The following is a 23,347-nucleotide window of genomic DNA, read 5'->3' on the forward strand; positions in this document are numbered from 1 at the left end:
CGCAGCAGGGGCACCACGTCGGCGGTGAACTGGGTCAGGAAGCGCGCCTGGTCGTGGCCGGGGGCGTGGAAGACCAGGTGGGTGAACCCGGCGTCGACGTACTCCTGCACCGCGGAGGCCACCTGCGCGGGCTCGGAGGCGACGATCCAGCGCTGGGCGACCTGCTCGATGGGCAGCTGGTCGGCCAGGCGCGCCATCTCCACCGGGTCGTGCACGGACGCCTTCTGCTCCGGGCTCAGCGACAGCGGTGCCCAGAACCGGGTGTTCTGAAGCGCCCGGGCCGGGTCCTCGTCGAAGGACAGCTTGATCTCGATGGTGCGGTCGATCGAGGTGGCCCGGCGCCCGGCGGCGGCCAGCCCCTCTTCCAGCGCCGGCAGCAGCGTCTCGCGGTACAGGTCCATGCCCTTGCCGGAGGTGCAGATGTAGCCGTCGCCGGCGCGGCCGGCGTACTTCGTCACCCCCGGCCCGCCGCCGGCGACGTAGATCGGCACCGGCTGCGTGGGCCGGTCGTAGACGGTCGCGTCGTGCAGGCGGTAGAAGTCGCCGTCGAAGGTGACGCGCTCGCCCGCCCACAGGGCCTTGATCAGGCGCACCGCTTCGCGCAGGCGGGCGAAGCGTTCCTTGGCCTCGGGGAAGGGCACGCCCACGGCGGTCTCGTTCAGCGCTTCGCCGGTGCCGATGCCCAGGATGACGCGGCCGGGGGCCAGGCAGCCCAGGGTGGCGAAGGCCTGGGCGATCACGGCGGGGTTGTAGCGCAGGGTGGGGGTCAGCACGCTGGTGCCCAGTTGCACCCGGTGGGTCTTGGCGGCCACCCACGGCAGCCAGGTCAGCGCGGCGGGGGCGTGCCCGTCCACGTGCCGCCAGGGCTGGAAGTGGTCGGAGATCCACACCGAGTCCAGACCGGCTTCCTCGGCCTGGACGGCGAAGTCCGCCAGTTGTGCGGGGTCGAACTGCTCCGCCGACGCCTTGTAGCCCAGCTTCAGTTCCACGGTGGTTCTCCAGTGCTCGGGTCAGGCGCGGGCGTACCGGTCGACGGCCGACAGGGCCGTGTCCAGCGCACGCAGGCCCTCGCGGACCTCCTCGTCGGTGATGGTGCACGGCGGCACGACGTGCAGGCGGTTCGCCGTCACGAAGGGGATGACGCCGGCGGCCTTCGCGGCCGCGGTGACCTCCGCCATCGCCGGGTGCGTCCCGGCGTACGGCGCGAGGGGTTCGCGCGTGGTGCGGTCGGCGACCAGTTCCAGCGCCCAGAACACCCCCAGCCCGCGCACCTCCCCCACGACGGGGTGCCGCTCGGCCAGCTCCCGCAGCCCCGGGCCGAGCACCTCGGCGCCGACGCGTGCGGCGTTCTCGACGATCCGCTCCGCGCGCATCGTCTCGATCGTGGCGACGGCGGCCGCGCAGGCCAGCGGGTGGCCCGAGTACGTCAGGCCGCCCGGGAAGGGCCGCTCGTCGAACGTGGCGGCGACCGCTGCGGACAGCAGGACCCCCCCGAGCGGGACGTAGCCGGAGTTCACGCCCTTGGCGAAGGTGATGAGGTCGGGGACGACGTCGTAGTGCTCGACGGCGAACCAGCGCCCGGTGCGCCCGAAGCCGGCCATGACCTCGTCGGCGATGAACACGATGCCGTGCCGGTCGCACAGCTCGCGGACACCCGCGAGGTACCCGGGCGGTGGCGGCATGACCCCGGCCGTCCCCGGGACGGTCTCCAGGACGATCGCCGCGATCGTCGACGGCCCCTCGAAGCGGATCAGCTGGTCCAGGTGCTCCAGCGCCCGCGAGCACTCCTCCTCCTCCGAGCTCGCGTGGAAGGCCGAGCGGTAGAGGAACGGGCCGAAGAAGTGCACGACGCCGGCGGACCCCTGGTCGTTGGGCCAGCGGCGCGGGTCACCCGTGAGGTTGATCGCCGTGGAGGTCCCCCCGTGGTACGAGCGGTACTGGGCCAGGACCTTGTGCCTGTCGGTGTGCAGCCGCGCCATCCGCACCGCGAACTCGTTGGCGTCGGCGCCGCCGTTGGTGAAGAAGACCTTGTCGAGCCCCTCGGGAGCCACCTCGGCGACGAGCCGGGCCGCTTCCGAGCGTGCGGCGTTGGCGTACGGGGGAGCGATGGTGCACAGCGTCCTGGCCTGCTCGACGATCGCCTCGACGACGGCCGGGTGCTGGTGCCCGATGTTCGTGTTCACCTGCTGCGAGGACAGGTCGAGGTAGCGGCGGCCGTCACCGTCCCACACGTGGGACCCGGCGGCCCGGCTGATGACCATCGGGTCCAGCGAAGCCTGCGCCGACCAGGAGTGGAACACGTGGGCACGGTCGAGCGCGTACGTGCGCGCCGCCACCGGGTCCGCCACCGGTTCGGGGGCCGGGCCGGTGTCGTGCGGGTTCTGGAGGAGGGTCACATCGTCTCCCGGTGGACGTGGAAGGCGTCGGCCTGCGCGAGCGGGCGGACGAGGACGTGGTCGACGTTGACGTGCGCCGGCCGCGTCACGGTGAACGCGATGACCTCGGCGACGTCCTCGGCGGTGAGCGGGGTCATCCCGCGGTACACCGCCGCCGCCGCCTCGGGGTCCCCCAGGCGCACGGTGGAGAACTCCGTGTCGACGTAGCCCGGCGCGATCTCGGTGACGCGCACCGGCTCGCCCAGCAGTTCCAGCCGGAGCGTCTGGCACAGCGCGTGGACGCCGTGCTTGACCGCGGTGTACCCGCCCCCGCCGGGGTACGCCTGCAGGCCGGCCTGCGAGCCCACCACCACGACGTGGCCGGGGCACTCGGACCCGGGGCGCTTGCGCAGCGCGGGCAGCAGGGCCCGGTGGACCCGGGCCACGCCGATGACGTTCGCCTCGTACATCCACCGCCAGCCGTCGGCGTCGAAGTCCTCGACGGCGTCGGTGCCGAGGGCGCCGCCCGCGGAGTGGACGACGACGTCGACCTCGGGCACGGCGTCGGCCAGCGCCCGCACGGACGCGTCGTCGGTGACGTCGAGCTGCACGGCGCGCCCGCCCACGCAGGCGGCCAGCGCCTCGCAGCGCTCGACGCGCCGTGCGGCCGCGACGGTGTCGAAGCCGGCGGCCGCCAGGGACCGGACGGTGGCCGCGCCGATGCCGCTGCTGGCCCCGGTGACGACGGCGACGGGGCGGCGGGAGGTGCTCACGCCGCACCCACGGGCTGGACGGCGGCGACGTCGGCCGCCAGGCCCGGGATGACGTGGTCGGCGTAGGCGCGCAGCGTGGTCTCCTTGGCGTCGTGCTGCAGGTACAGCGCGAACTGGTCGACGCCGAGGTCCTGCAGCTCCCTCATGCGCTTCAGGTGCTCGTCGGGCGTCCCCAGGACGCAGAACCGGTCGACGATGTCGTCGGGGACGAAGTCGGCGTGCGTGTTCCCCGCCCGGCCGTGCTGGTTGTAGTCGTAGCCCTCGCGGCCGCGGACGTAGTCGGTCAGGGCTTCCGGGACGCTGCTGCCCTCGCCGTAGCGCGTGACGATGTCGGCGACGTGGTTGCCGACCATCCCCCCGAACCAGCGGCACTGCGCGCGGGCGTGCTCGAGCCCGGTGGCGCTCTCGCCGGTCACGTAGGCCGGGGCCGCGACGCAGACCTTGACGCTGTCGGGGTCGCGCCCGGCGCGCTCGGCCGCCTCCTTGACGTGCTTGATCGTCCAGGCGGCGATGTCCGGGTCGGCCAGCTGCAGGATGAAGCCGTCGGCGACCTCCCCGGTCAGCTGCAGCGCTCTGGGGCCGTACGCCGCGACCCACACCTGGGTGCGGTTGTGCTCGTTGGTCACCGGGGCCCACGGGAAGCGGATCGTCTGCCCGCGGTGCTCGACCGGCCGGCCGTTGGCGAGCTCCCGGATGACGTGCACGGACTCGCGGAGCGTCGCGAGGGTGCTCGGCTTGCCCGCGAGGGTCCGCACGGCGGAGTCGCCGCGTCCGATGCCGCAGATGGTCCGCGGCCCGTACATCTCGTTCAGGGTGGCGTAGCTCGACGCCGTGACCGTCCAGTCGCGCGTCAGCGGGTTGGTCACCATGGGGCCGACGACGATGTTCCGGGTGGCCTGCAGGATGGCCGAGTAGACGACGTACGGCTCCTCCCACAGCAGGTGCGAGTCGAAGGTCCAGGCGTGGGTGAACCCGTGCAGCTCCGCCTGCCTGGCGAGCTCGACGACCCGGGACGCGGGTGCGGTGTTCTGCAGGACGACCCCGAAGTCCACGGTGGTCTCCTCTCTGCGTGCTGAGGTGGTTGGCGGGGGAGGGGCGTCAGCGCAGGTACTGCGAGAGCCCGCGGGGGACGAACCGCCCGTGCCCGGTGCTGCCGAGGTACTGCCCGCGGTCGACGATCGTGCGCCCGCGGGAGAGGACCGTCCGCACCGACCCGGTGAGGCGGGCCCCCTCGAAGGCGGAGTGGTCGAGGTTCATGTGGTGCGTCTGCGCGCTGATGGTCGTCGTCCCGGCCGGGTCGTAGATCACGACGTCGGCGTCCGAGCCGGGCGCGATGGTGCCCTTGCGCGGGTACATGCCGAACAGCCGCGCCGGTGTCGTCGAGCACGTCTCCACCCAGCGCTGCAGCGACAGGTTGCCGTCGACGACGCCCTGGTGCACGAGGTCCATGCGGTGCTCGACCAGCCCGAGGCCGTTCGGGATCCTCGAGAAGTCCCCGCGGCCGAGCTGCTTCTGGTCGTTGAAGCAGAACGGGCAGTGGTCGGTGGAGACCACGGCCAGGTCGTCGGTGCGCAGACCCCGCCACAGGTCCTTCGCGTGCGGTTCGTGCTTGGAGCGCAGCGGGGTGGAGCAGGCGTACTTGGCGCCCTCGAAGCTGCCGGGGCCGCCTGCGCCGAGGTGGTCCTCCAGGGTCAGGTACAGGTACTGGGGGCAGGTCTCCGCGAAGACGTTCGCGCCCGTGGTGCGTGCGGTCGCGATGCGCTCGAGGGCCTGGGAGGCGGAGACGTGCACGACGTACAGGGGAGTGCCGCCGGCGACCTCCGCCAGGGCGATGGCGCGGTTCGTCGCCTCCGCCTCCAGCGCCGCCGGACGGGTGAGGCCGTGGAAGACGGGGTCGGTGTCCCCGCGCGCCAGGGCCTGCTGCACGAGCACGTCGATGGCGGTGCCGTTCTCCGCGTGCATCATGATCATCGCGCCGTTGTCGGTGGCGCGCTGCATGGCCCGCAGGATCTGCCCGTCGTCGGAGTAGAACACCCCCGGGTAGGCCATGAACAGCTTGAAGCTGCTGATCCCCTCGTGCGCGACGAGGGAGTCCATCGCCTTCAGGGAGTCCTCGTCCACCCCGCCGAGGATCATGTGGAACCCGTAGTCGACGGCGCAGTTGCCGGCGGCCTTCTCGTGCCAGGCCTCCAGGGACGCCTCGACGACCTCCCCGGTGCGCTGGACGGCGAAGTCCACGATGGTCGTGGTGCCGCCGAACGCCGCGGCCCGCGTCCCCGTCTCGAACGTGTCGGAGGCCTCCGTCCCGCCGAACGGCATCTGCATGTGCGTGTGCACGTCCACCCCGCCGGGCAGGACGTAGCACCCGGTGGCGTCGATGCGCTCGTCGACCGCGAGCTCCGCGCCCGTGCCGGGGGCGAGGAGCGCGACGACGCTCTCGCCCTCCACGAGGACGTCGGTGGCGACGGCTCCCGTGGTCGACACGAGGGTCCCGCCGGTGATGAGGGTGCGGCTCACGGCGTCACCAGGCTCCCGTAGGCGTCCGGGCGGCGGTCGCGGTAGAACTGCCAGTCGTCGCGGGCCGCCCGCACGAGGTCCAGGTCGAGGTCGCGGACGAGCAGCTCCTCCTCCGTGGAGCTCGCCAGCTCGCCGACGTGGTTGCCGCGGGGGTCCACGACGTAGCTGGTGCCGTAGAAGTCCACGGCCTGGTCGCCGTACTCGTTGTCCTCGCGCCCGACGCGGTTGGGGACGCAGACGAAGTACCCGTTCGCGGCGGCCGCCGTCGGCTGCTCCAGCTCCCACAGCCGGTTCGACAGGCCGGGCTTGGAGGCGTTGGGGTTGAAGACGATCTCGGCACCCGCCAGGCCGAGGGCGCGCCACCCCTCCGGGAAGTGCCGGTCGTAGCAGATGGTGACGCCGACCTTGCCGACCGCGGTCTCGAAGACGGGGTAACCGAGGTTGCCGGGCCGGAAGTAGAACTTCTCCCAGAACCTGTCGACGTGCGGGATGTGGACCTTGCGGTACGTGCCCAGGGTGCTCCCGTCGGCGTCCACGACGACCGCGCTGTTGTAGTAGACGCCGGCCTGCTGCTCCTCGTAGATCGGCAGCACGCTCACGACGCCGAGCTCCTTGGCGAGGGCCGCGAAGCGCTGCACGACCGGGCCGTCGGCGGGTTCCGCGTACCGGTAGTACTTCGCGTCCTGGGTGATGCCGAAGTACGGCCCGTAGAACAGCTCCTGGAAGCACAGGACCTGCGCCCCCTCGGCGGCGGCCTCGCGGGCCAGGACCTCGTGCTTGTCCAGCATCTCGTCCTTGGACCCGGGCCAGGAGACCTGGGTCAGTGCGGCTCGGACGACGGTCACGGGGTTCCTCCTGGGTGGTGGGGAGCGGTGGGGTGGGTCAGCGCTGCGCGGGCAGGTCGGCGGCCTGGGCCGTCCCCGCGGTGAGCGACCCGGAGGGGTGGACCTTCTCGGCGAGGAGGTACAGCCCGCCGCCCGCGACGACGCCCACGAGCCACGAGTACGGGGCCAGGGCGGTGAGGGCGGGCACGAAGGCGACGAGCAGCGTCACGACACCGGAGGCGACGAGGACGGCGATGGCGTTGGGGTTGGTGCCGCGCCGGTAGGAGTAGCGGCCGGTGGGGGCGTCGGAGTAGAGGTCGTCGACCTCCACGTGCCCGCGGCGCAGCAGGTAGTAGTCGGCGACCATGATCCCGAAGAGCGGGCCGATGAGGGCACCGACGCCGCCGATGAAGTAGTTGACCATGGCCGGGCTGGAGTACAGGTGCCACGGCATGATGACCAGCGACAGCACGGCCGTGATGAGGCCGCCCGTGCGGAAGCTGATGCGCGAGGGCGCGATGTTGGCGAAGTCGTAGGCCGGGGAGACGAAGTTGAGGATGATGTTGATGCCGACGGCGGACCCCGCGATGGCGACCGTGGCGACGAGCAGCAGGGTGGTGCTGTCGATGTCCCGGACGAGCTCGACCGGGTCGGTCACGGCCTGTCCGTGCAGCTGCGCCGAGGCGATCGCGATGACGACGGACACGAGCACGAAGGCGGTGCCGTTGAGCAGCAGGCCGAGGCTGTTGCCGCGCCGGATGGACTTCGCGTCGGGGGAGTTGCGCGAGAAGTCGGCGAAGTTGAGCATCGGGCCGGCGAGGAACGCCACGGTGAGGAAGGCGCCCGAGACGACGGCGGACACGGTCGCGCCGGTGCCGAGCGCGGGGCCCTCGCGGTGGTTCCAGTCGATGCTCCAGTCGACGCGGGCCAGGACCCACACCGCGAGGGCCGCGATGGCGATCCACAGGACGGGGCCGGCGACGTCGGACAGCTTCCGCACCGCTTCCATGCCGCGGTAGAGGACGGCGAGCTGGGCGGCCCACAGGACGAGGAAGCAGACCCAGCCCAGCGGTGACATGCCGAGGACCTGCGTCTGCGTGAGCGCCTCGGAGCCGGGCCACACCTTCAGGGCCAGTGTCATCACGGCGAGGCTGGCCAGGTACGTCTGGATCCCGTACCAGGCGACGGCGACCACGGCTCGCAGCAGGGCGGGCACCTTCGCGCCGAGCACCCCGAAGCTGAGGCGCGCGAACACGGGGAAGGGGACCCCGGCGCGCTGCCCGGCGGTGCCCATGAGGTTGAAGCCCCACAGCAGGACCAAGAGGCCGAGGAAGACGGCCACGACGATCTGCCACCCGGTGAGCCCGAGCACGAGCAGGCCGATGGCGAAGGTGTAGCCGCCGAGGCTGTGCCACGCGGACATCCACCAGCAGAACAGGTCCCACGTGCGCCAGGACGCCTCACCCGTTCGCGGGGCGAGGTCCTCGTTGTACAGGCGAGGGCTGAAGCCGGCGGGGACGGTGCCCGGTGCCGACTGCAGGGCGGAGGGCGTGGTTTCCGGTGCGCTCATGGGTGTTCCTCCACGACGGAGATGCCTGGTGCCGGGTGGGCGGATCAGGAGGACGCCAGTGTGGAGCGGGGTGGAGGAGACGGTCCAACAACAGTTTTCGCGCCTTGCATCGATCTGATCGATGCAATCAGCGCGAAACATCGATGAAACATGAGCGTCATCCGCGTGCGACGACGGGGCTCAGCGGGCGGGGAAGTGCTCCCGGCAGGCTTCGGCGAAGGCGCGCGCCCGCCGTGTCGGGCGGCCGTCGGCCATCCGCGCCAGCAGGACGTCCACCGGGGGCAGGGCCTCGGCGATGTCGAGGGCGACGACGCGGCCGCCGTTGTGGGTGGCCCGGTGCGGCAGGCGGCGGTTGAGGACGGCGTACCCGCCGCGGGCCACGAAGGAGCGCACCGTCTCGTAGCCCGTGAGCCGGTGCCGCACGCGCGGTACGACGCCCGCGAGCTCGAACAGGCCGAGCAGGTACTCGCGCGTGTGGGGCAGGTCCAGCAGGACGAGGGGTTCGTCGGCCAGTTCCGCCAGGCTCACGGGCTCGGGTGCGCGTGCGGCCAGGGGGTGGTCGGCGGCCACGAGGACGTGCGGTGCCAGGTGCTCCAGGACCTCCGTGCGCACCCGGGGCCCGATGCCCATGCCGTACATCAGCGCCACCTCGCACGCGCCCGAGGTCAGGGCCTGCAGCACGAACTCCTGGTCGCCCTCCAGCACGGCGAGCTCCACCTGCGGGTGGCGGTGCTCGAACGTCGCCACGACGTCCGGGACCCGCAGCGAGGCGATGGGCTCGTACACCCCCACGACGAGCCGCCCCGCGACGGTCTCCTCGTCGCGCTGCACGACGGTCGGCAGCCGGTCCGCGGCCTCGATGAGCGGGAGGGACTCCCGGAGCAGCCGTGAACCGGCCTCGGTCAGCTCGACGCCGCGCCGCGGGACGCGCCGGAACAGCTGCGTCTCCATCGCCGCTTCCAGTTGCGCGATGGCCGAGGACAGCGCCGACTGGGTGATCCGGAGCTCGGCCGCCGCCGCGGTCATGTTCTGCTCCTGGGCGACCACGGTGAAGTACCGCAGTTGCGTCAGCGTGAAGTTCTTCGGCAGTGCGGTGCGCTCCTCGGCCGGCGTCTCGGGTGCCGTGGATGGTAGCGGACGGCCCCGAGGGCACACTGGCGCTGTGACGAGCACCGACGAGCGGCCCGGGACCTCCCTGACGATCGCCGAGGCCGCGCAGCGCCTCGGCCTGAGCACGCACGCGCTGCGCTACTACGAGACCGAGGGGCTGCTCGTGGGGCCTCCCTCGCGCACCACGACCGGCCGGCGCCGCTACGGCGAGGACGACCTGCGCTGGATCGTCACGGTGCAGCGGCTGCGCGCCACGGGGATGCCGGTGCGGGAGGTCCGCGAGTACGCCGGGCTGGTCCGGGCGGGGGAGGGCACCGAGCGCGAGCGGCTGTCGCTGCTGCGGGCCCACCGCGAGCGGGTGCTGGCGCAGCTGGACGAGGTGACCGGCCACCTCGGCGCGATCACCGCGAAGATCGAGGGGTACGAGCAGAAGGTCGCCGCCTCCGCTTGACTTCGAGCGCGCTCGAAGTCGCAGGCTCCCCGCATGGCACCCGCGAAGGAGTTCCCCACCCGCACGCTCGGCAGCGCCGCGAACGGCACCGAGCTGACCGTCTCCGCCCTGGGCCTGGGCTGCATGGGCATGAGCGCGTTCTACGGCACCCGCGACGAGGCCGAGTCCCTGGCCACGATCGGCGCCGCCCTCGACGCCGGCGTCACCTTCCTCGACACCGCCGACATGTACGGGCCCTTCACCAACGAGCAGCTCGTGGGGCGCGCGATCGCCTCCCGCCGCGACGAGGTCGTCCTGGCCACCAAGTTCGGCAACGAGTTCCTGCCCGACGGGGGCCGCCGCGTCAACGGCCGTCCCGAGTACGTGCGCACCGCCTGCGACGCGAGCCTGCGGCGGCTCGGTGTGGACGTCATCGACCTCTACTACCAGCACCGCGTCGACACCACCGTGCCCGTGGAGGAGACGTGGGGCGCGATGTCCGAGCTGGTGAGCGCGGGCAAGGTGCGCCGCCTCGGCATCAGCGAGGCCGCGCCGGGGACGATCCGCCGCGCCCACGCCGTCCACCCGGTCACCGCCCTGCAGACCGAGTGGTCGCTGTGGACGAGGGACCCGGAGGAGAACGGCGTGCTCGCCACCGTGCGCGAGCTCGGCATCGGTTTCGTCCCGTACTCCCCGCTGGGCCGGGGTTTCCTCTCCGGCGCGATCCGCAGCGTCGACGACCTGGCGCCGGACGACTTCCGCCGCAGCAACCCGCGCTTCCAGGGGGAGAACTTCCAGCGGAACCTCGCGCTGGTGGACGAGGTCCGCGCCCTGGCGGACGCGAAGGGCGTTCCCGCCGGGCAGGTCGCGCTGGCCTGGCTGCTGGCGCAGGGCCCCGACGTCGTGCCGATCCCGGGCACCAAGCGGCGCGGCTACCTGGCGGAGAACGTCGCCGCCGTCCACGTCGAGCTGAGCGCCGACGAGCTCGCCCGCCTGGACGCCGTGCTGCCGGCCGGCGCCACCGCCGGCGACCGCTACCCCGACATGAGCACCGTCCACCGCTGACCCGCCCCTCTCGACCCCCGGTGATCAAGGAAGTCGCAACTTCCTTGATCANCCGGGGGGAGGGGGCAGGGCGAGGTGGGGGGTCAGACGTCGAAGGGGACGCCGTGCTCCACGGGGCGCAGCTCCAGGCCGCCGAGGTTCCTCGCCTGCCCCGCGTACAGCCCCAGCCCGACCTCCGACAGCAGGGCGTCGTGGATGGCGAAACCGCTCCCGGGGCGCACGGCCCGCACGAAGTCGATCATCTCCTTGCTCGCCGCCCACGGCGCGCTCAGGGGCAGCGCCAGGACGTCCACGCCCTCCGGCGCCACGGCGTAGGAGTCGCCGGGGTGGAACACGGTGGGCTCGCCCTCGGCGCGCAGCAGCAGCCCCACGTTGCCGACCTGCGGCACGTCGGCGTGGATGAGGGCGTGCTCGCCTCCGACCGCCTCGATGCTCAGGTCGCCCACGGTGAGCGTGGACCCGGCGCGCAGCGCCGAGGCCTCGATGCCCGCCTCGCGCAGCGACGCCGCCGTCTCCGGCTCCGCGTGGAGGACGGCCCGGTCGTCGGACTCCAGCAGTTGCGGCAGCTTCTCGACGTCCACGTGGTCGGGGTGCTGGTGGGTGACGACGACCGCGTCGAGGTCGGTCAGCTCCTCCCAGCCGCGGCTGAAGACGCCGGGGTCCAGCAGGACGCGGGCGCGGGCGGTCTCGACGAGCAGGCAGCTGTGGCCGTAGCGGGTGATGCGCATGACGCCATCGTGGCCCCGCCGGCTCCGGTCGCGCACGCCCTGCGCGTCGCCGCGTCAGCGGGGCGGGGCCGCCCCCTCGCTGAGGCCGTGGGTGAGGTCGATGACCCGGCGGGGCGGCTCGGGGGCGTCGAGGAAGAGGGTCACCGGCTCCCCCGACGGGGAGGTGCGGTGGTAGGTCCGCACCCCCGCCGCCACGGCCAGCACGCCGGCGGCCGCGCACACGGCGGCGGTCGGCAGGCCGGTCGCGGTGGCCACCCGTTCGGCCGGCAGGGCCCCGCGGTGGGTGCGGTACCAGGCGCGCAGGTGGTCCAGGACAGTGCGTTCTTCAGCGCTGAGGGCGGGCACGGGCACCTCCGACGTGGACGTGGACGTCTTCCGGAAAAGTACCCCACCGCGGGCCGCGGTCGTCACCGACCGGGTGGGTGGGCACCCGTGCGGTCCTCACGGCGTCTCGATCGCCAGTTCCGCCCACACCGTCTTGCCCTCGCCCTCCAGGGACACGCCCCAGTCGTCGGCGACGGCCTCGACGATGCCCAGGCCGCGCCCGCCCAGGGCGTCGGGGTCGGCGTGCCGCTCGCGCGGGTGGCGCGTGGATCGGTCCTGCACGCTGATGGTCAGCCGCCGGGCGGCGCGGTCGTAGCGCAGCAGGACGCCCGTGGCGGAGTCGGTGTGCACCAGGGCGTTGGTGACGAGCTCGCTGAGCACGAGCTCCGCCTCGTCGAGCAGCTCGGCCGCGTCCCACGCGTCCAGCGCGGTGCGCAGGAAGGCGCGCGACTGCGCCACCGCGCGCACGTCGGCGGGCAGCGGCAGCGCCGCCTCCTCCAGCTGGGCGCTGGGACCGGCGTACTCCAGCACGAGCATGGCGGCGTCGTCGTCGAGGCGGTGCGGGATGCTCGCCATGATCCGGCTCGCCAGCTCCTCGCAGGAGGCGCCGGCGTGGGCGGCGACGGTGCGGCGCAGCGACTCCAGGCCCTGGTCGAGCTGCTCGGCGCGCGACTCCACCACCCCGTCGGTGTAGAGGACGACGCGGCTGCGCCGGCGCAGCCGGTGGGTGGCGGTGGGGTAGGCCGCCTCCGGGTCCACGCCCAGCGGTGGGCCGGGTTCGACGTCCAGCTCGCGCAGGCCCGCGCCGTCGACGACGAGGGGGGCGGGGTGCCCGGCGGTGGCGACCGTGACGGTGCCGGAACCTTGGTCGAGGCGGACCAGGCAGCAGGTGGCGAACAGCTCCTCGGCCATCTCCGCGAGCAGCCGGTTGGTGCGCTCCAGCGCCGCGCCGGGTCCGTGCCCCTCGGTGACGTAGGCGCGCACGGCGGTGCGCAGCTGCCCCATGAGCCCGGCGGCGGTGGTGTTGTGGCCCTGCACGTCGCCGATGACGAACACGACGTCGTCGTCGAGGGCGACGGCGTCGTACCAGTCGCCGCCGACCTCGGCGCCCACGACGGCCGGCTGGTACCGCACTGCCACGGCGACCCGCTCCAGCACGGGCAGCCGCTGCGGCAGCAGCCCGCGCTGCAGGGTGCGGGCCAGTTCGGTGAGGGCGCTCACCGAGACGGCGAGGTTCTCCCGGGCGGCGCGCTCGGCGTCGAGCAGCTGCGCGCGTTCGAGGGCGAGGGCGACCTGGGCGGCGACGCTGGTGAACAGCGACACCTCCACGTCGGTGGGCTCGGCGTCGTCCCGCTCGACGACCAGCACCCCGAGGGAGCGGCCGTTGCGTTCGACGAGGGGCACGGCGAGCGTGGACACGGCCGTCCAGGGCAGCTGCTCGGGCGGGCCGGCGGGCCGGCGGGCACCGGCCCCGGTGAGCACGACGGGGGTGCCGGTGCGGATCGCGTCGGCCAGGGGGTCGTCGGCGCCGAGGGCGACGGTGCGCAGCGCCGTGAGCTCGGGCGGCAGCGGCGGGTGGCCGTTGCCGGTGAGGATCCCGCGCACCGGGTCGACGAGGTACAGGGCGGCGGCTGCGCAGTCGGTGGCCTCGACGACGGCGCGCGGCACCGAGGCGGTGATGTCGGCGGTGGTGGCGCTGGTGGACAGCAGCGCGGTGATGGACTGCAGCAGCTCGGTGCGCGCGGCGGCGGCCGCGGCGGCGGCCTCGCGGTCCTCGGCGAGCTCGCGGGCGGTGCGCTGCTCACCGACCAGCAGGGCGTTCTCGATGGCGATGCCCGCCCCTCGGGCGGCGGCGGTGGCGGCGGCCTCGGCGTCCTCGTCGAAGCGGCCGGGTTCGCGGTGGCCGAAGAGGAGGGCGCCGAGGACGCGACCGTCGGTGGAGGTGACGGGGACGGCGAGGTAGCTGCGCATCGGCGGGTGGTCGGCGGGCATCCCGCGGCGGCCGCCGCGCCCGAACCGCGGGTCGGTGAGCACGTCGTCGATGCGGACGACGGCGGCGCCGGTGAAGGTGGGGGCGAACAGGGGGGTGTTGCGCACCGGCTCGGCGGTGGGGAAGTCCTCGGCCGCGGCTCCGGCGAGCGTCAGCAGGTCGAGCCGGTCGCCGTGCTCGTCGCGGTCGTGGTAGAAGAACGCGCCGTACTCGGCGCCGGTGACGTCCGTGGCGGCGACGGTGGCGGCGTGCAGGATGGCGCGCAGGTCCTGGCCGTGGCGCAGGGACAGCGTCGTGACCTCGAGGAGCGTCTGGTGCTCTCGCCTGCGACTGATCACACGCAGAGCTTACTTCCCGCCACTCTCCGTATCGGACGCGGCGAGTCCTCGCGGGGGTGCCGTGGACGAGCGCACCACCAGGGTCGTCGCCAGCTCCACCCTCGGGTGCGGGACCTCGCGCCCGTCGGCCAGGTCCAGCAGCGTGCGGGCGGCTGCCGCGCCCATCTCCGCGAGCGGCTGGCGAACCGTCGTCAGCGGCGGCGAGGCCCACGTGGCCAGGTCCAGGTCGTCGAAGCCCACCACGCTGAGGTCCTCCGGCACCCGCAGACCGCGCCGGCGCACGGCCTCGTACACGCCCAGCGCCATCTGGTCGCTGGCGGCGAAGACCGCGGTGGGCGGCTCGGGCAGGTCCAGCAGCGCCTGCGCCTCGCGCAACCCGGAGCCCTGCCGGAAGTCGCCCTCGCGCACCAGCTCGTCCTGCAGGACCAGGCCGGCGGCCTCCACGCCGGCGCGGTGCCCGTCCAGGCGCGCCCGGCTGCACAGCAGGTGGGCCGGCCCGCCCACGTGGGCGATGCGCCGGTGCCCCAGCCGCACGAGGTGCTCGGCGGCGGCCACGCCACCGGCCCAGTTCGTCGCCCCCACCGACGGCACGCCCACGGGGGGCAGGCCGGCCGGGTCGACCACCACCAGCGGCACCGAGCTCTCGCGCAGCACCGGGCCGAGGTCCTGCTGCAGGTCGGACGTCACCAGCAGCACGCCGTCGCTCGCGCGACGGTGCAGGTTCTGCAGCCACGCCTCCGCCGACGCGCTGCGCCCGTGCACCGCCGAGACGACCGTGCCGGCGCCGGCGGCGTGGGCGACCTCCTCCACCCCGCGGATGATCTCCACCGCCCAGGGGGAGTCCAGGTCGTCGAACACCAGGTCCAGCAGGAAGGCCCGCGAGGGCCGCGGGCCGCGCTGCACCCGGTAGCCGTGGTGGCGCAGCAGCGCCTCCACCTTCTCCCGCGTCGCCGCGGACACGTCGTCGCGCCCGTTGACGACGCGGGAGACGGTGGGCACCGACACCCCGGCCTCGCGGGCGATGTCGGTGATCGTCACCTGTCGGCTGCTGGTGTCGGGCACGCCCCGAACGGTAGCCGTCACCGGCACCGCCCGGGGCGTGCCCGCGCTCGGTGCGGGGACCTCAGCGCTTGCCGCGCACGGAGCGCAGGGTGTCCTGCAACGCGTAGTACGCGGGCTTGCGCTCGTAGTCCTCCGTCATGACGGTGGCCGAGCCCTCCGAGGGGAAGAACACCGGCACCCAGGAGTACTCGTCGGTGAAGCCCCAGATCGTGAAGGAGTTGCAGGTGTCCACGCCCAGGCAGGCCTCGAGGGCCCGGCGGTAGTAGTCGGCCTGCTGCGCCTGCTGGGCGGCGGTCGGCTCGCCGCCCTCGGGCAGGTCGATGCGCACGTCGAGCTCGGTGATGGCCGTCTCCAGGCCGAGGTCCGCGAAGCGCTGCAGGTTCGCCTCCAGGTCCCCGGGGAACCCGTAGCGCGTGCTCAGGTGGCTCTGGGGAGCGAACCCGTGGACCGGCACGCCGTCGGCCGTGAGCTCCTGGATGAGCTCGTAGTAGGCGTCGCTCTTGGCGTTGAAGCTCTCCACGCCGTAGTCGTTGAAGAACAGCTTCGCCCGCGGGTCGGCCTCGTGGGCCCAGCGGAAGGCGTCGGCGACGATCTCCGGGCCCAGCTCCCGGATCCAGATGTTCTCCTCGCGGTACTCGCCGTTCTCGTCGAAGATCTCGTTGGCGACGTCCCACTGCTGGATGCGGCCCGCGTAGCGTCCGACGACCTTCGTGATGTGCTCGTGGAGGATCTCGCGCAGTTCCTCGTCCGAGAAGTCGCCCTCCTCCAGCCAGGCGGGGTTCTGGCTGTGCCACAGCAGGGTGTGACCGCGCACGACCTGGCGGTTCTCCTGCGCGTAGCGCACGATCGCGTCGGCCGGGTAGAAGTTGTAGAAGTCGCGGGTGGGGTGGATGTACTCCCACTTCATCTGGTTCTCGGCCGACAGGGAGTTGAACTGGCGGGCCATGACGTCGCGGTACTCGACGTCGTAGGCGAACGGGTCGGCGTAGGGCTGCTCGGCGTGGTGACCGCCGCCGGCGACCGCGGTGCCGATGGAGAACCCCTTCGGGGCGACCCCGCGCAGGGTGTCGCGGTCGTGGTGGTTCCTGCCCTCGGCGCGCTGGGTGCTCCTCTCCTCCGCGGCCGGCGCCGGTGCGGCGGTCGCCGGCGCGGCGAGCGCGGCCACGGCCAGGGGGGCGGCCACGAGGGCGGTGGTGATCCGGGAGGCCCGGAAGGCGGTGCGGGGGGTGCGTGCTCGGCGCATGCGTTGCTCCTCGGCTTCATCGCCAGGTTTCCGGAAGCGTTTCCGGAAGCGGGTGCCCCGGACTCTAGGGAGGCGCACAGCGAGCGTCAACCCGTCGCCGCAGCGTCACGACCCCTCGCCGGCACCGCCCACCCCGCCCGCCCGCGGTGATCTCGCGAGTGTGAGCGCTCGTCCGTGCAAGATCACCGTGGAGCTCCCGGCAGGGAGTTCCCGGCGGGCCTACCGGGTCGCGCGGCGCACGAGCTCCAGCTCGTCCAGCACCGCACCTGCCGGCAGCACGACCCGCAGGTCGGCGCGCTCCGCGGCGGGCAGCCGCAGCGGGACCTCCACCTCGCCCCAGGAACCCGCCGGCAGCGCGGCGCGCCCCGCCGGCAGCCACGCGCCCGACGTCCCGCGCACCTGCACCGCCACCTCGTCACCGGTGCGCTCGCCGCGCGCGCAGCAGCGCAGCGCCGCCACCCCCGCCGCCGCGCAGCCGGTGAACTCCAGCCGCGCCCCCCAGCCGGGGACCGCGGCCCGCACCGCCGTGCCTCCCGGGCCGCCCGAGCCGTCGCGAGGCACCAGCTCCACGCCCTCCGCGGCGTCGAACGCGGCGGCGCGCACCGGTTCCCGCGGCGGCAGCGGATCGCCCTCGACGGTCAGCGCCAGTTCCGCGCGCACGTCCTCCGCGGACGACCCCACCAGCAGGTGGTACGCGCCCGGCAGCACCCGGGTCTCCTCGCGCGCCACGTCCCGCACCGCCAGCCGGTCCACCGGCACGGTCAGCACGGCGGTGGCGCGCGAACGCGGCTCCACCCGCACCCGGCGGTGCGCGAGGAGTCGGCGGCGCGGGAACGGCACCGCCAGCCCCTGCGCGGTCGCGTACACCTGCACCAGTTCCACGACCGCCCGCTCGCCGCCGTTGACGAGCTCGACGCTCACCTCGACCTCCTCGCCCGCCCGGGCGGCCGACCGGTCGGCGCGGACGTCGCGGTGCTCCACCGAGCCGTACCCGAGGCCGTGACCCAGCGGGAACAGCACCCCGCGCTCACCCCACGCGTACCCCGCGCCGCGGGTCACGTCGTCGTGGTCGACCGGGTCCGGCAGGACGGCGTCCTCGCGGAACCACGTCTGCGGCAACCGCCCGGACGGTTCGACGTCGCCGAGCAGCACGTCGGCCAGCCCGTTCCCCAGTTCCTGCCCGGCGTGGCTCGACCAGGCGACGGCACCGACCTCGTCGAGCAACCCGCCCAGCGCGTACGGGTAGGACGAGAGGAGCACGAGCACGCACCCCGGCGCCTCCTCGCGCACCGCCCGCACCAGTTCCGCGCTCGCGTGCGGCAGGGCCAGGCTCGCGCGGTCCTGCGTCTCGCGGCCCCCGACGTGCGGGTCGTTGCCCACCACGACGACGACGTGGTCGGCGCGCCCGGCGGCCTCGGCGGCCGCCGCGGCGCCGCTGCGGTGGGTGCGGACGACGAACCGCGCGGCCGCCGAGCGGTCCACGGCCTCCGCGGACAGCGCCCCCGTGGTGGGGTCCACGACGACCCAGCGTCCCGTGCCCTCGTGCCGCAGCGCGCACGTGCCGCCGCCCACCTCGAGGCGGAACGTCTCCTGCACCACCCAGCCGCCCACCCGCTCGGCCCCGGCGGCCAGGACGCCGTCGGCGTTCGTGACCAGCCGGCCGGACGCGGCGTGCCGCAGCGTCACCACCCCGTCGGCCCACTCGGTGACGTCGAACCGGGCCTCGTCCCCCGCCCGGCCCGCGGTGGCCAGCAGGGCGCCGTCCGCGGCGGCCTCGACGAACCGGTCCGAGGCGGTGTGCCGCAGGCTGACCCGGTCGCTGCCGTCGGCCACCTCCACCGCGCCCTCGCCGAACCGTTCGCGCAGCGCCGCGGCCAGGCCGGTCGCGGCGGTCGGCGTGCCGCTGTACCAGTCGGTGAGCACGACCTCCGCCAGCGGGCCGACGACCGCCACCGTCCCGGTCGCCGGCAGCGGCAGCACCCGGTCGCGGTCGCGCAGCAGCACCACGCCCGCCGCGGCTGCCTCGCGGGCCAGCGCCACGTGCTCGGCGCGCCCGACGTCCTGCGGGCGCACGTCGGCGTAGGGCCGTTCCTCGCCGGGGACGTCGTCGTCGAACTCGCCGGTGCGCGCGCGCAGCGTCAGCAGCCGGCGCACGGCCACGTCCACGTCGGCCTGCGCCAGCTGCCCGCGCTCCAGCGCGGTGCGCAGCGCCCCCAGCGTGGGCCCGGGGTCTTCGCCGTCGTCGGTGAAGGAGTCCACGCCCGCGCGCACCGCGGCGGCGTCGGCGGTCGCGAGGTCGCCCGCCCAGCGCTCCAGCCGGACGAGGTTGCCGGGTGCGCCGGCGTCGGTGACGACGGCGAGGTCGTCGGGGTGCGCGGTCCAGGTCCGCAGGTGCTCGCGCACCAGCGGGCTGACGTGCGCGGGCACGCCGCCGACGAGGTTGTAGGCGAGCATCGCCGCGCCCACCACGCCGGCCTCGACGGGCCCGCGGAACGCCGGCAGCTCCAGCTCGTGCAGGACCCGCTCGCGCACCTGCACCGAGGCGGTCGCCCGCCACGGCTCGCCGTCGTAGGCGAGGAAGTGCTTCAGGGTGGGGACGGTCTGCCACACCCGTGGGTGCTCGCCGCGCAGGCCGGCGGCGTAGGCGGTCGCCAGTTCCGCCGTCAGGTGCGGGTCCTCGCTGAAACCCTCCTCGTTGCGGCCCCACAGGGGGTTGCGCAGCGGGTTCACCACCGGCGCCCAGACGTTCAGGCTCACGTCGGGGTCGGTGAGCTTCTTCGCCCGCACCTCGCGCCCCACGGCCCGCCCGACGCGGCGCAGCAGGTCCGCGTCCCAGGTGGCCGCCAGCCCCACCGTCTGCGGGAACACCGTCGCCGGGCCCAGCCAGGCCACGCCGTGGGCGGCCTCGGTCCCGGTGCGGAAGGCGGCGAGCCCCAGGCGCGGGACCGCCGGGGCGTGCTGGTGCAGCATCGCCAGGCGCTCTCCGGGGTCGAGGCGGTCGAGCAGGTCGTCCACGCGCTCGCGCAGGGGCAGGCGGGTGTCGCGGAACGGCAGGGTCATCGTCGGTCCCTTCGCGTCGAAGCGCTTGCACCGTAGCGGTCCGGAGAATCGGGCGGCCAGTGCCCGGGCAACAGCCAGGAGACGAATCATCCGCTTCCCTTGTCATCGACGGGGGGCGGTCGTACGGTGGCATCGATCGAAGCGCTTCGACCGGCAACGAAGCCCCGTCGCGAGGTGGCGACCCAGAGCTCGCGCTGATCGACGTCCGACATGAAGGAGTGTGGACAACGATGGACCAGCACACCCGCCCCGCGGCGGAGCACACCGCAACCCCCGCCGGCCCCGCGCGGCGCTCCGTGCTCGGCACGGTCGCCGCCGGAGCGGCGCTCGCCGCGCTGCCGGGAGGCCTGGCGGCGTGCAGCTCGAGCGAGGGGGCCGGCGCCCCGCCGCTGGAGGGGCCGCTGTCCGAGGCGGACCTGGCCGCCGTCCTGCCGGCGTACCAGCCGCTGACGCTGGTCGAGCCGGACATCCCCGGCGTCGACGGCTCCACCCCCGGGTACACCACCATGCCCGCCACCCTGGTCAAGGCCGTCGAGGGCGTGCCCGGCTCCGGTGGCACCTACACCGCGATGACCCCCGCCTGGTGGACCTCCCCGCCCGGGCTCGACAGCAACGCCTACTACCAGGCGGTCAACGAGGCGCTCGGCGCCACCGTGGAGTTCCAGGTCACCGACGGCGTCACCTACGGCGACAAGCTGCAGGCCGTCCTCGCCTCGCCCGACGACGTGCCCGACTGGGTCGTCATCCCCACCTGGAACGTGCCCCCGCGCTTCGACCAGGGCGTGACCGCGCTGTTCGCCGACCTCACCGACCACCTGGCCGGCGACAAGGTCCTGAAGTACCCGAACCTGGCGAACATGCCCACCGACGCCTGGAAGTACTGCGTCTTCAACGGCCGCCTCTACGGCCTGCCCTACCCCGGCGAGCTCATCGGCAACGCGATCTTCTACCGGCGCGACATCTTCGGGCAGCTCGGCCTGGCCGCTCCCACCAGCCCCGAGGAGATCATCGCCGTCGCCAAGGACGCCACCTCCGAGTCCGCGCGCCGCTGGGGGTCCGAGGACCTGTGGGACGGTGCGCAGATGCTGTTCGGCGCCGGTGCGGACTGGCACCTGCAGGACGGGAAGCTGCTCAGCCGGTTCGAGACGGAGGCGTACCGCAACGCCCTGGAGTGGAACCGTGAGCTGTTCGCCTCCGGCGCCGTGCACCCGGACGCCGTCGCCGGCAACTTCCAGCAGGGCAAGGACCGCTTCGAGGCCGGGCAGACCCTCATCACCTACGACGGCCTCGGCGGCTGGCACGAGGCGCTGGCGCGGGTGCTGCCCTCCAACCCCACCTTTGAGCAGCACCCGCTGGACTGGTTCGGCCCTGACGGCGGCGAGCCGATCCTGTTCAAGGGGCAGCCGGTCAGCATCTTCAGCTTCATCAAGAAGACCGACGACACCGCCGCGATCGAGGAGATGCTCTCCCTCGCGAACTTCATCGCCTCCCCCTTCGGGTCCGAGGAGTTCGAGCTCGTCAACTACGGCGTCGAGGGCGTCACCTTCGAACGCGACGCGGCCGGTGCGCCGACCCTGAACGACCGCGGTCTCAACGAGGTCACCAGCACCTACGGCTTCCTCGTCAACGCGCCCATCGTCAACGCCAAGGTCCAGTTCCCCCAGTACGTGCGCGACTTCTGCGAGTGGATGGCCCGCCAGGCCCCGCACGTCACCGAGCCGGTGTTCTACGGCCAGCAGATCCAGGACCCCAGCCAGTACAGCTCCCTGGGCAAGCCGTTCGACGACCTCGCCAAGGACATCGCCCGCGGCCGCAAGGACCTCAGCGCCCTCGACGATGCCATCACCACGTGGCGCAACAGCGGCGGCGACGAGCTGCGCGCCTACCGGGAGAAGTTCCTCACCGGCGACGAGGCGATCTGACCGTGGCGTCGGGAACCCGTCTGGAACCGCCGCGCGAGAAGCGCGGCGGGGCCCGGCCCGGTGCGCAGCAGGCGGCGGGGAACGCTCGACCGGCGAGGAACAGGATGGGGCACCTCGCCCGCCTGCGCCGGGACCGCAGCCTGCTCCTCATGTGCCTGCCGATGCTGGCGCTGCTGGTCGTCTTCGCCTACATCCCGATCGCCGGCAACGTCGTGGCGTGGCAGAACTACTCGCCGTTCGTCGGGATCCGCAACAGCCCGTTCGTCGGCTGGTCGAACTTCGAGCGCGTGTTCGCCGACCCGTCGTTCTGGGACGCGGTGCGCAACACGCTCACGATCACCGCGTTCCAGCTGGTGTTCTTCTTCCCCGTCCCCATCGCTCTTGCGCTGCTGCTCAACAGCGTGCTCAACACGCGGGTCCGGGTGGCGGTGCAGTCGATCGTGTACCTGCCGCACTTCTTCTCCTGGGTCCTGGTCGTCTCGATCTTCCAGCAGATCCTCGGCGGCGCCGGGCTGCTGAACCGGTTGCTGGCCGCTGCCGGGTTCGACGGCGTCGACGTCATCACCGACCCGGACGCGTTCCTGTTCCTCATCACGTCCCAGGCGATCTGGAAGGACGCCGGGTGGGGCATCATCGTGTTCCTCGCGGCGCTGGCCGCGGTGAACCCCTCGCTGTACGAGGCGGCCGCGGTGGACGGTGCCAACCGCTGGCGCCGCATGTGGCACATCACCCTGCCGGCCCTGAAACCCGTCATCATCCTGCTGCTCATCCTGCGCCTCGGCGACTCCCTCACCGTCGGCTTCGAGCAGCTCATCCTGCAGCGCGACGCCGTCGGTGCGGGTGTCGCGGAGGTCCTGGACACGTTCGTCTACTACCGCGGCGTGCGCAACGGCGACTGGAGCTACGCCGCGGCCGCGGGTCTCGTCAAGGGCCTGGTGAGCATGCTGCTCGTCCTGGCCGCCAACAAGGTCGCGCACGTGTTCGGTGAGCAGGGGGTGTACTCGAGGCGATGAGTGCGACGAGGCAGATCGACCGCGGCGGCCCCGACCGCCCGGTGAGCACCGACGTCAACGGTGCGGGCCCCGTGCCCGCCGACCAGGTGCAGCGCAGCCGCTCCTCCCGCCCGGTGTGGGACGAGGAACCCACCCCCGTCGGCAAGGGGCTGAAGGGCCTGGCCCTGGTCATCATCTGCGCGGCGGTCGTCGTGCCGCTCTACACGATCGTGCTGACCAGCTTCTCCACCCAGGCATCCATCACCCGGGCCGGTGGCCTGGTGCTGGTGCCCGGTGAGCTGACCCTGGACGCCTACCGGCAGGTCCTCAGCGGGGGAGTGGTCACCCGTGCGGTCCTGGTCAGCGTGGGCATCACCACCGTCGGCACCGCGGTGAGCATGGTCGTCTCGGTCCTGGGGGCGTACGGGCTCTCGCGCACCGGCTCCTACGGGCACCGGGTGATCCTCTTCGCCCTGCTGATCACCATGTTCTTCGGGGCCGGGATGATCCCCACCTACCTGCTGGTCAGCAGCCTGGGCCTCATCGACAGCTACTGGTCGCTGATCCTGCCCACGGCCGTCTCCGCGTTCAACATCCTCATCCTGCGCGGGTTCTTCATGGGCATCGACGGCTCGCTCATCGACTCCGCGCGCATCGACGGCGCCGGCGACTGGCGGATCCTCGCCCAGATCGTGCTGCCGATGTCCAAGGCCGTCACAGCGGTCATCGCGCTGTTCTACGCCGTCGGGTACTGGAACGCGTTCTTCCAGGCCACGCTGTACATCAACGACTCCACCAAGCAGCCCCTGCAGGTGGTGCTGCGCTCGTTCGTCCTGCAGGGCGTCGACGTGCCCGGCAGCGTGGACGTCGGGTCCGGGCAGGTGGCGAGCCTGGCGGTGCAGATGGCCGTCGTCGTCATCGCGATCGTGCCGGTCCTCATGGTCTACCCGTGGGTGCAGCGGCACTTCGCCTCCGGCGTCATGATCGGTGCCGTCAAGGGCTGAGACCCCGCCTCCCCCTCCGG

General features: G+C 73.3%; 19 protein-coding genes. 5 read left to right on the plus strand and 14 right to left on the minus strand.

The window, feature by feature from the left end; translation table 11 throughout:
- The 8 genes from fgd to MN205_RS02955 all read right to left on the minus strand — a co-directional run.
- The coding region (fgd, locus tag MN205_RS02920; RefSeq protein WP_242124156.1) for a glucose-6-phosphate dehydrogenase (coenzyme-F420) at positions 1 to 989 on the minus strand (989 nt) is incomplete at its 3' end.
- Positions 990 to 1,010: 21 nt separating this feature from the next.
- On the minus strand, positions 1,011 to 2,348 hold the full coding sequence (locus MN205_RS02925; RefSeq protein ID WP_374115824.1) for an aspartate aminotransferase family protein: 1,338 nt from the start codon (positions 2,346 to 2,348) through the stop codon (positions 1,011 to 1,013).
- A 44-nt stretch (positions 2,349 to 2,392) separates the two neighbouring features.
- Positions 2,393 to 3,148: an SDR family oxidoreductase gene (locus MN205_RS02930; protein ID WP_242124160.1), complete on the minus strand. Its 756-nt coding sequence runs from the start codon at positions 3,146 to 3,148 to the stop codon at positions 2,393 to 2,395.
- A complete protein-coding gene (locus MN205_RS02935) occupies positions 3,145 to 4,200 on the minus strand; it encodes a TIGR03842 family LLM class F420-dependent oxidoreductase (protein WP_242124161.1) in 1,056 nt (351 codons plus the stop codon). Before MN205_RS02935 ends, MN205_RS02930 begins: the two co-directional genes overlap by 4 nt.
- Positions 4,201 to 4,246: 46 nt before the next feature.
- Positions 4,247 to 5,665: a dihydropyrimidinase gene (hydA, locus tag MN205_RS02940; protein WP_242124163.1), complete on the minus strand. Its 1,419-nt coding sequence runs from the start codon at positions 5,663 to 5,665 to the stop codon at positions 4,247 to 4,249.
- Entirely contained in the window at positions 5,662 to 6,510 is an 849-nt protein-coding gene (locus MN205_RS02945; protein ID WP_242124165.1) for a nitrilase-related carbon-nitrogen hydrolase, read from the minus strand. The genes hydA and MN205_RS02945 overlap by 4 nt, the downstream gene beginning before the upstream one ends.
- A 37-nt stretch (positions 6,511 to 6,547) precedes the next feature.
- Positions 6,548 to 8,059 carry an NCS1 family nucleobase:cation symporter-1 gene (locus MN205_RS02950; RefSeq protein WP_242124167.1) on the minus strand — a complete coding sequence of 504 codons (1,512 nt, stop codon included), beginning with the start codon at positions 8,057 to 8,059 and terminating at the stop codon, positions 6,548 to 6,550.
- 180 nt (positions 8,060 to 8,239) lie between these two features.
- Positions 8,240 to 9,148, minus strand: a complete 909-nt coding sequence (locus MN205_RS02955) for a LysR substrate-binding domain-containing protein (protein WP_255817745.1) — start codon at positions 9,146 to 9,148, stop codon at positions 8,240 to 8,242.
- Positions 9,149 to 9,221: 73 nt separating this feature from the next.
- Here MN205_RS02955 and MN205_RS02960 point away from each other — a divergent pair, with 73 nt between their 5' ends.
- Positions 9,222 to 9,620 (plus strand): MerR family transcriptional regulator, encoded by a 399-nt coding sequence (locus MN205_RS02960; RefSeq protein ID WP_242124170.1) that lies wholly within the window; start codon positions 9,222 to 9,224, stop codon positions 9,618 to 9,620.
- Positions 9,621 to 9,653: 33 nt separating this feature from the next.
- Positions 9,654 to 10,664 carry an aldo/keto reductase gene (locus tag MN205_RS02965; protein WP_242124172.1) on the plus strand — a complete coding sequence of 337 codons (1,011 nt, stop codon included), beginning with the start codon at positions 9,654 to 9,656 and terminating at the stop codon, positions 10,662 to 10,664.
- Between the two features lie 83 nt (positions 10,665 to 10,747).
- On the opposite strand, the gene MN205_RS02970 is transcribed toward MN205_RS02965, so the two are convergent.
- The 6 genes from MN205_RS02970 to MN205_RS03000 form a co-directional block, all read right to left on the minus strand.
- Complete coding sequence (locus MN205_RS02970) at positions 10,748 to 11,392, minus strand: MBL fold metallo-hydrolase (RefSeq protein WP_242124174.1); 645 nt, start codon at positions 11,390 to 11,392, stop codon at positions 10,748 to 10,750.
- Positions 11,393 to 11,446: 54 nt separating this feature from the next.
- Positions 11,447 to 11,737 carry a hypothetical protein gene (locus MN205_RS02975; protein ID WP_242124176.1) on the minus strand — a complete coding sequence of 97 codons (291 nt, stop codon included), beginning with the start codon at positions 11,735 to 11,737 and terminating at the stop codon, positions 11,447 to 11,449.
- A 96-nt stretch (positions 11,738 to 11,833) separates the two neighbouring features.
- Positions 11,834 to 14,044, minus strand: coding sequence for a SpoIIE family protein phosphatase (locus MN205_RS02980; RefSeq protein WP_308220227.1), 2,211 nt, complete (start codon positions 14,042 to 14,044; stop codon positions 11,834 to 11,836).
- 9 nt (positions 14,045 to 14,053) lie between these two features.
- A complete protein-coding gene (locus MN205_RS02990) occupies positions 14,054 to 15,106 on the minus strand; it encodes a LacI family DNA-binding transcriptional regulator (protein ID WP_242124178.1) in 1,053 nt (350 codons plus the stop codon).
- Between the two features lie 61 nt (positions 15,107 to 15,167).
- On the minus strand, positions 15,168 to 16,349 hold the full coding sequence (locus MN205_RS02995) for an endo-1,4-beta-xylanase (protein WP_242124180.1): 1,182 nt from the start codon (positions 16,347 to 16,349) through the stop codon (positions 15,168 to 15,170).
- 219 nt (positions 16,350 to 16,568) lie between these two features.
- The gene (locus MN205_RS03000) at positions 16,569 to 19,409 is read right to left on the minus strand and encodes a beta-glucosidase (protein WP_242124183.1); all 2,841 of its coding nucleotides are present in this window, start codon (positions 19,407 to 19,409) and stop codon (positions 16,569 to 16,571) included.
- A 230-nt stretch (positions 19,410 to 19,639) separates the two neighbouring features.
- Between MN205_RS03000 and MN205_RS03005 the strand changes: the two genes are divergently transcribed.
- The 3 genes from MN205_RS03005 to MN205_RS03015 all read left to right on the plus strand — a co-directional run bounded on the left by MN205_RS03005 (position 19,640) and on the right by MN205_RS03015 (position 23,327).
- Positions 19,640 to 21,331, plus strand: coding sequence for an extracellular solute-binding protein (locus tag MN205_RS03005; protein WP_242124185.1), 1,692 nt, complete (start codon positions 19,640 to 19,642; stop codon positions 21,329 to 21,331).
- A 104-nt stretch (positions 21,332 to 21,435) separates the two neighbouring features.
- Complete coding sequence (locus MN205_RS03010) at positions 21,436 to 22,344, plus strand: sugar ABC transporter permease (RefSeq protein ID WP_242124187.1); 909 nt, start codon at positions 21,436 to 21,438, stop codon at positions 22,342 to 22,344.
- Positions 22,341 to 23,327: a carbohydrate ABC transporter permease gene (locus tag MN205_RS03015; protein WP_242124189.1), complete on the plus strand. Its 987-nt coding sequence runs from the start codon at positions 22,341 to 22,343 to the stop codon at positions 23,325 to 23,327. Before MN205_RS03010 ends, MN205_RS03015 begins: the two co-directional genes overlap by 4 nt.
- Positions 23,328 to 23,347: the final 20 nt, after the last annotated feature.

It is taken from the genome of Kineococcus sp. TRM81007 (genome assembly GCF_022669155.1).
Lineage (GTDB): Bacteria > Actinomycetota > Actinomycetes > Actinomycetales > Kineococcaceae > Kineococcus.

Coding starts and splice junctions, on each gene's coding strand:
- MN205_RS02970 (WP_242124174.1), bottom strand. CDS start 11,392: ATGCGCATCACCCGCTACGGCCACAGCTGCCTGCTCGTCGAGACCGCC.
- MN205_RS03015 (WP_242124189.1), top strand. CDS start 22,341: ATGAGTGCGACGAGGCAGATCGACCGCGGCGGCCCCGACCGCCCGGTG.
- MN205_RS02950 (WP_242124167.1), bottom strand. CDS start 8,059: ATGAGCGCACCGGAAACCACGCCCTCCGCCCTGCAGTCGGCACCGGGC.
- MN205_RS03000 (WP_242124183.1), bottom strand. CDS start 19,409: ATGACCCTGCCGTTCCGCGACACCCGCCTGCCCCTGCGCGAGCGCGTG.
- MN205_RS03005 (WP_242124185.1), top strand. CDS start 19,640: ATGGACCAGCACACCCGCCCCGCGGCGGAGCACACCGCAACCCCCGCC.
- MN205_RS02965 (WP_242124172.1), top strand. CDS start 9,654: ATGGCACCCGCGAAGGAGTTCCCCACCCGCACGCTCGGCAGCGCCGCG.
- MN205_RS02995 (WP_242124180.1), bottom strand. CDS start 16,349: ATGCGCCGAGCACGCACCCCCCGCACCGCCTTCCGGGCCTCCCGGATC.
- MN205_RS03010 (WP_242124187.1), top strand. CDS start 21,436: ATGGGGCACCTCGCCCGCCTGCGCCGGGACCGCAGCCTGCTCCTCATG.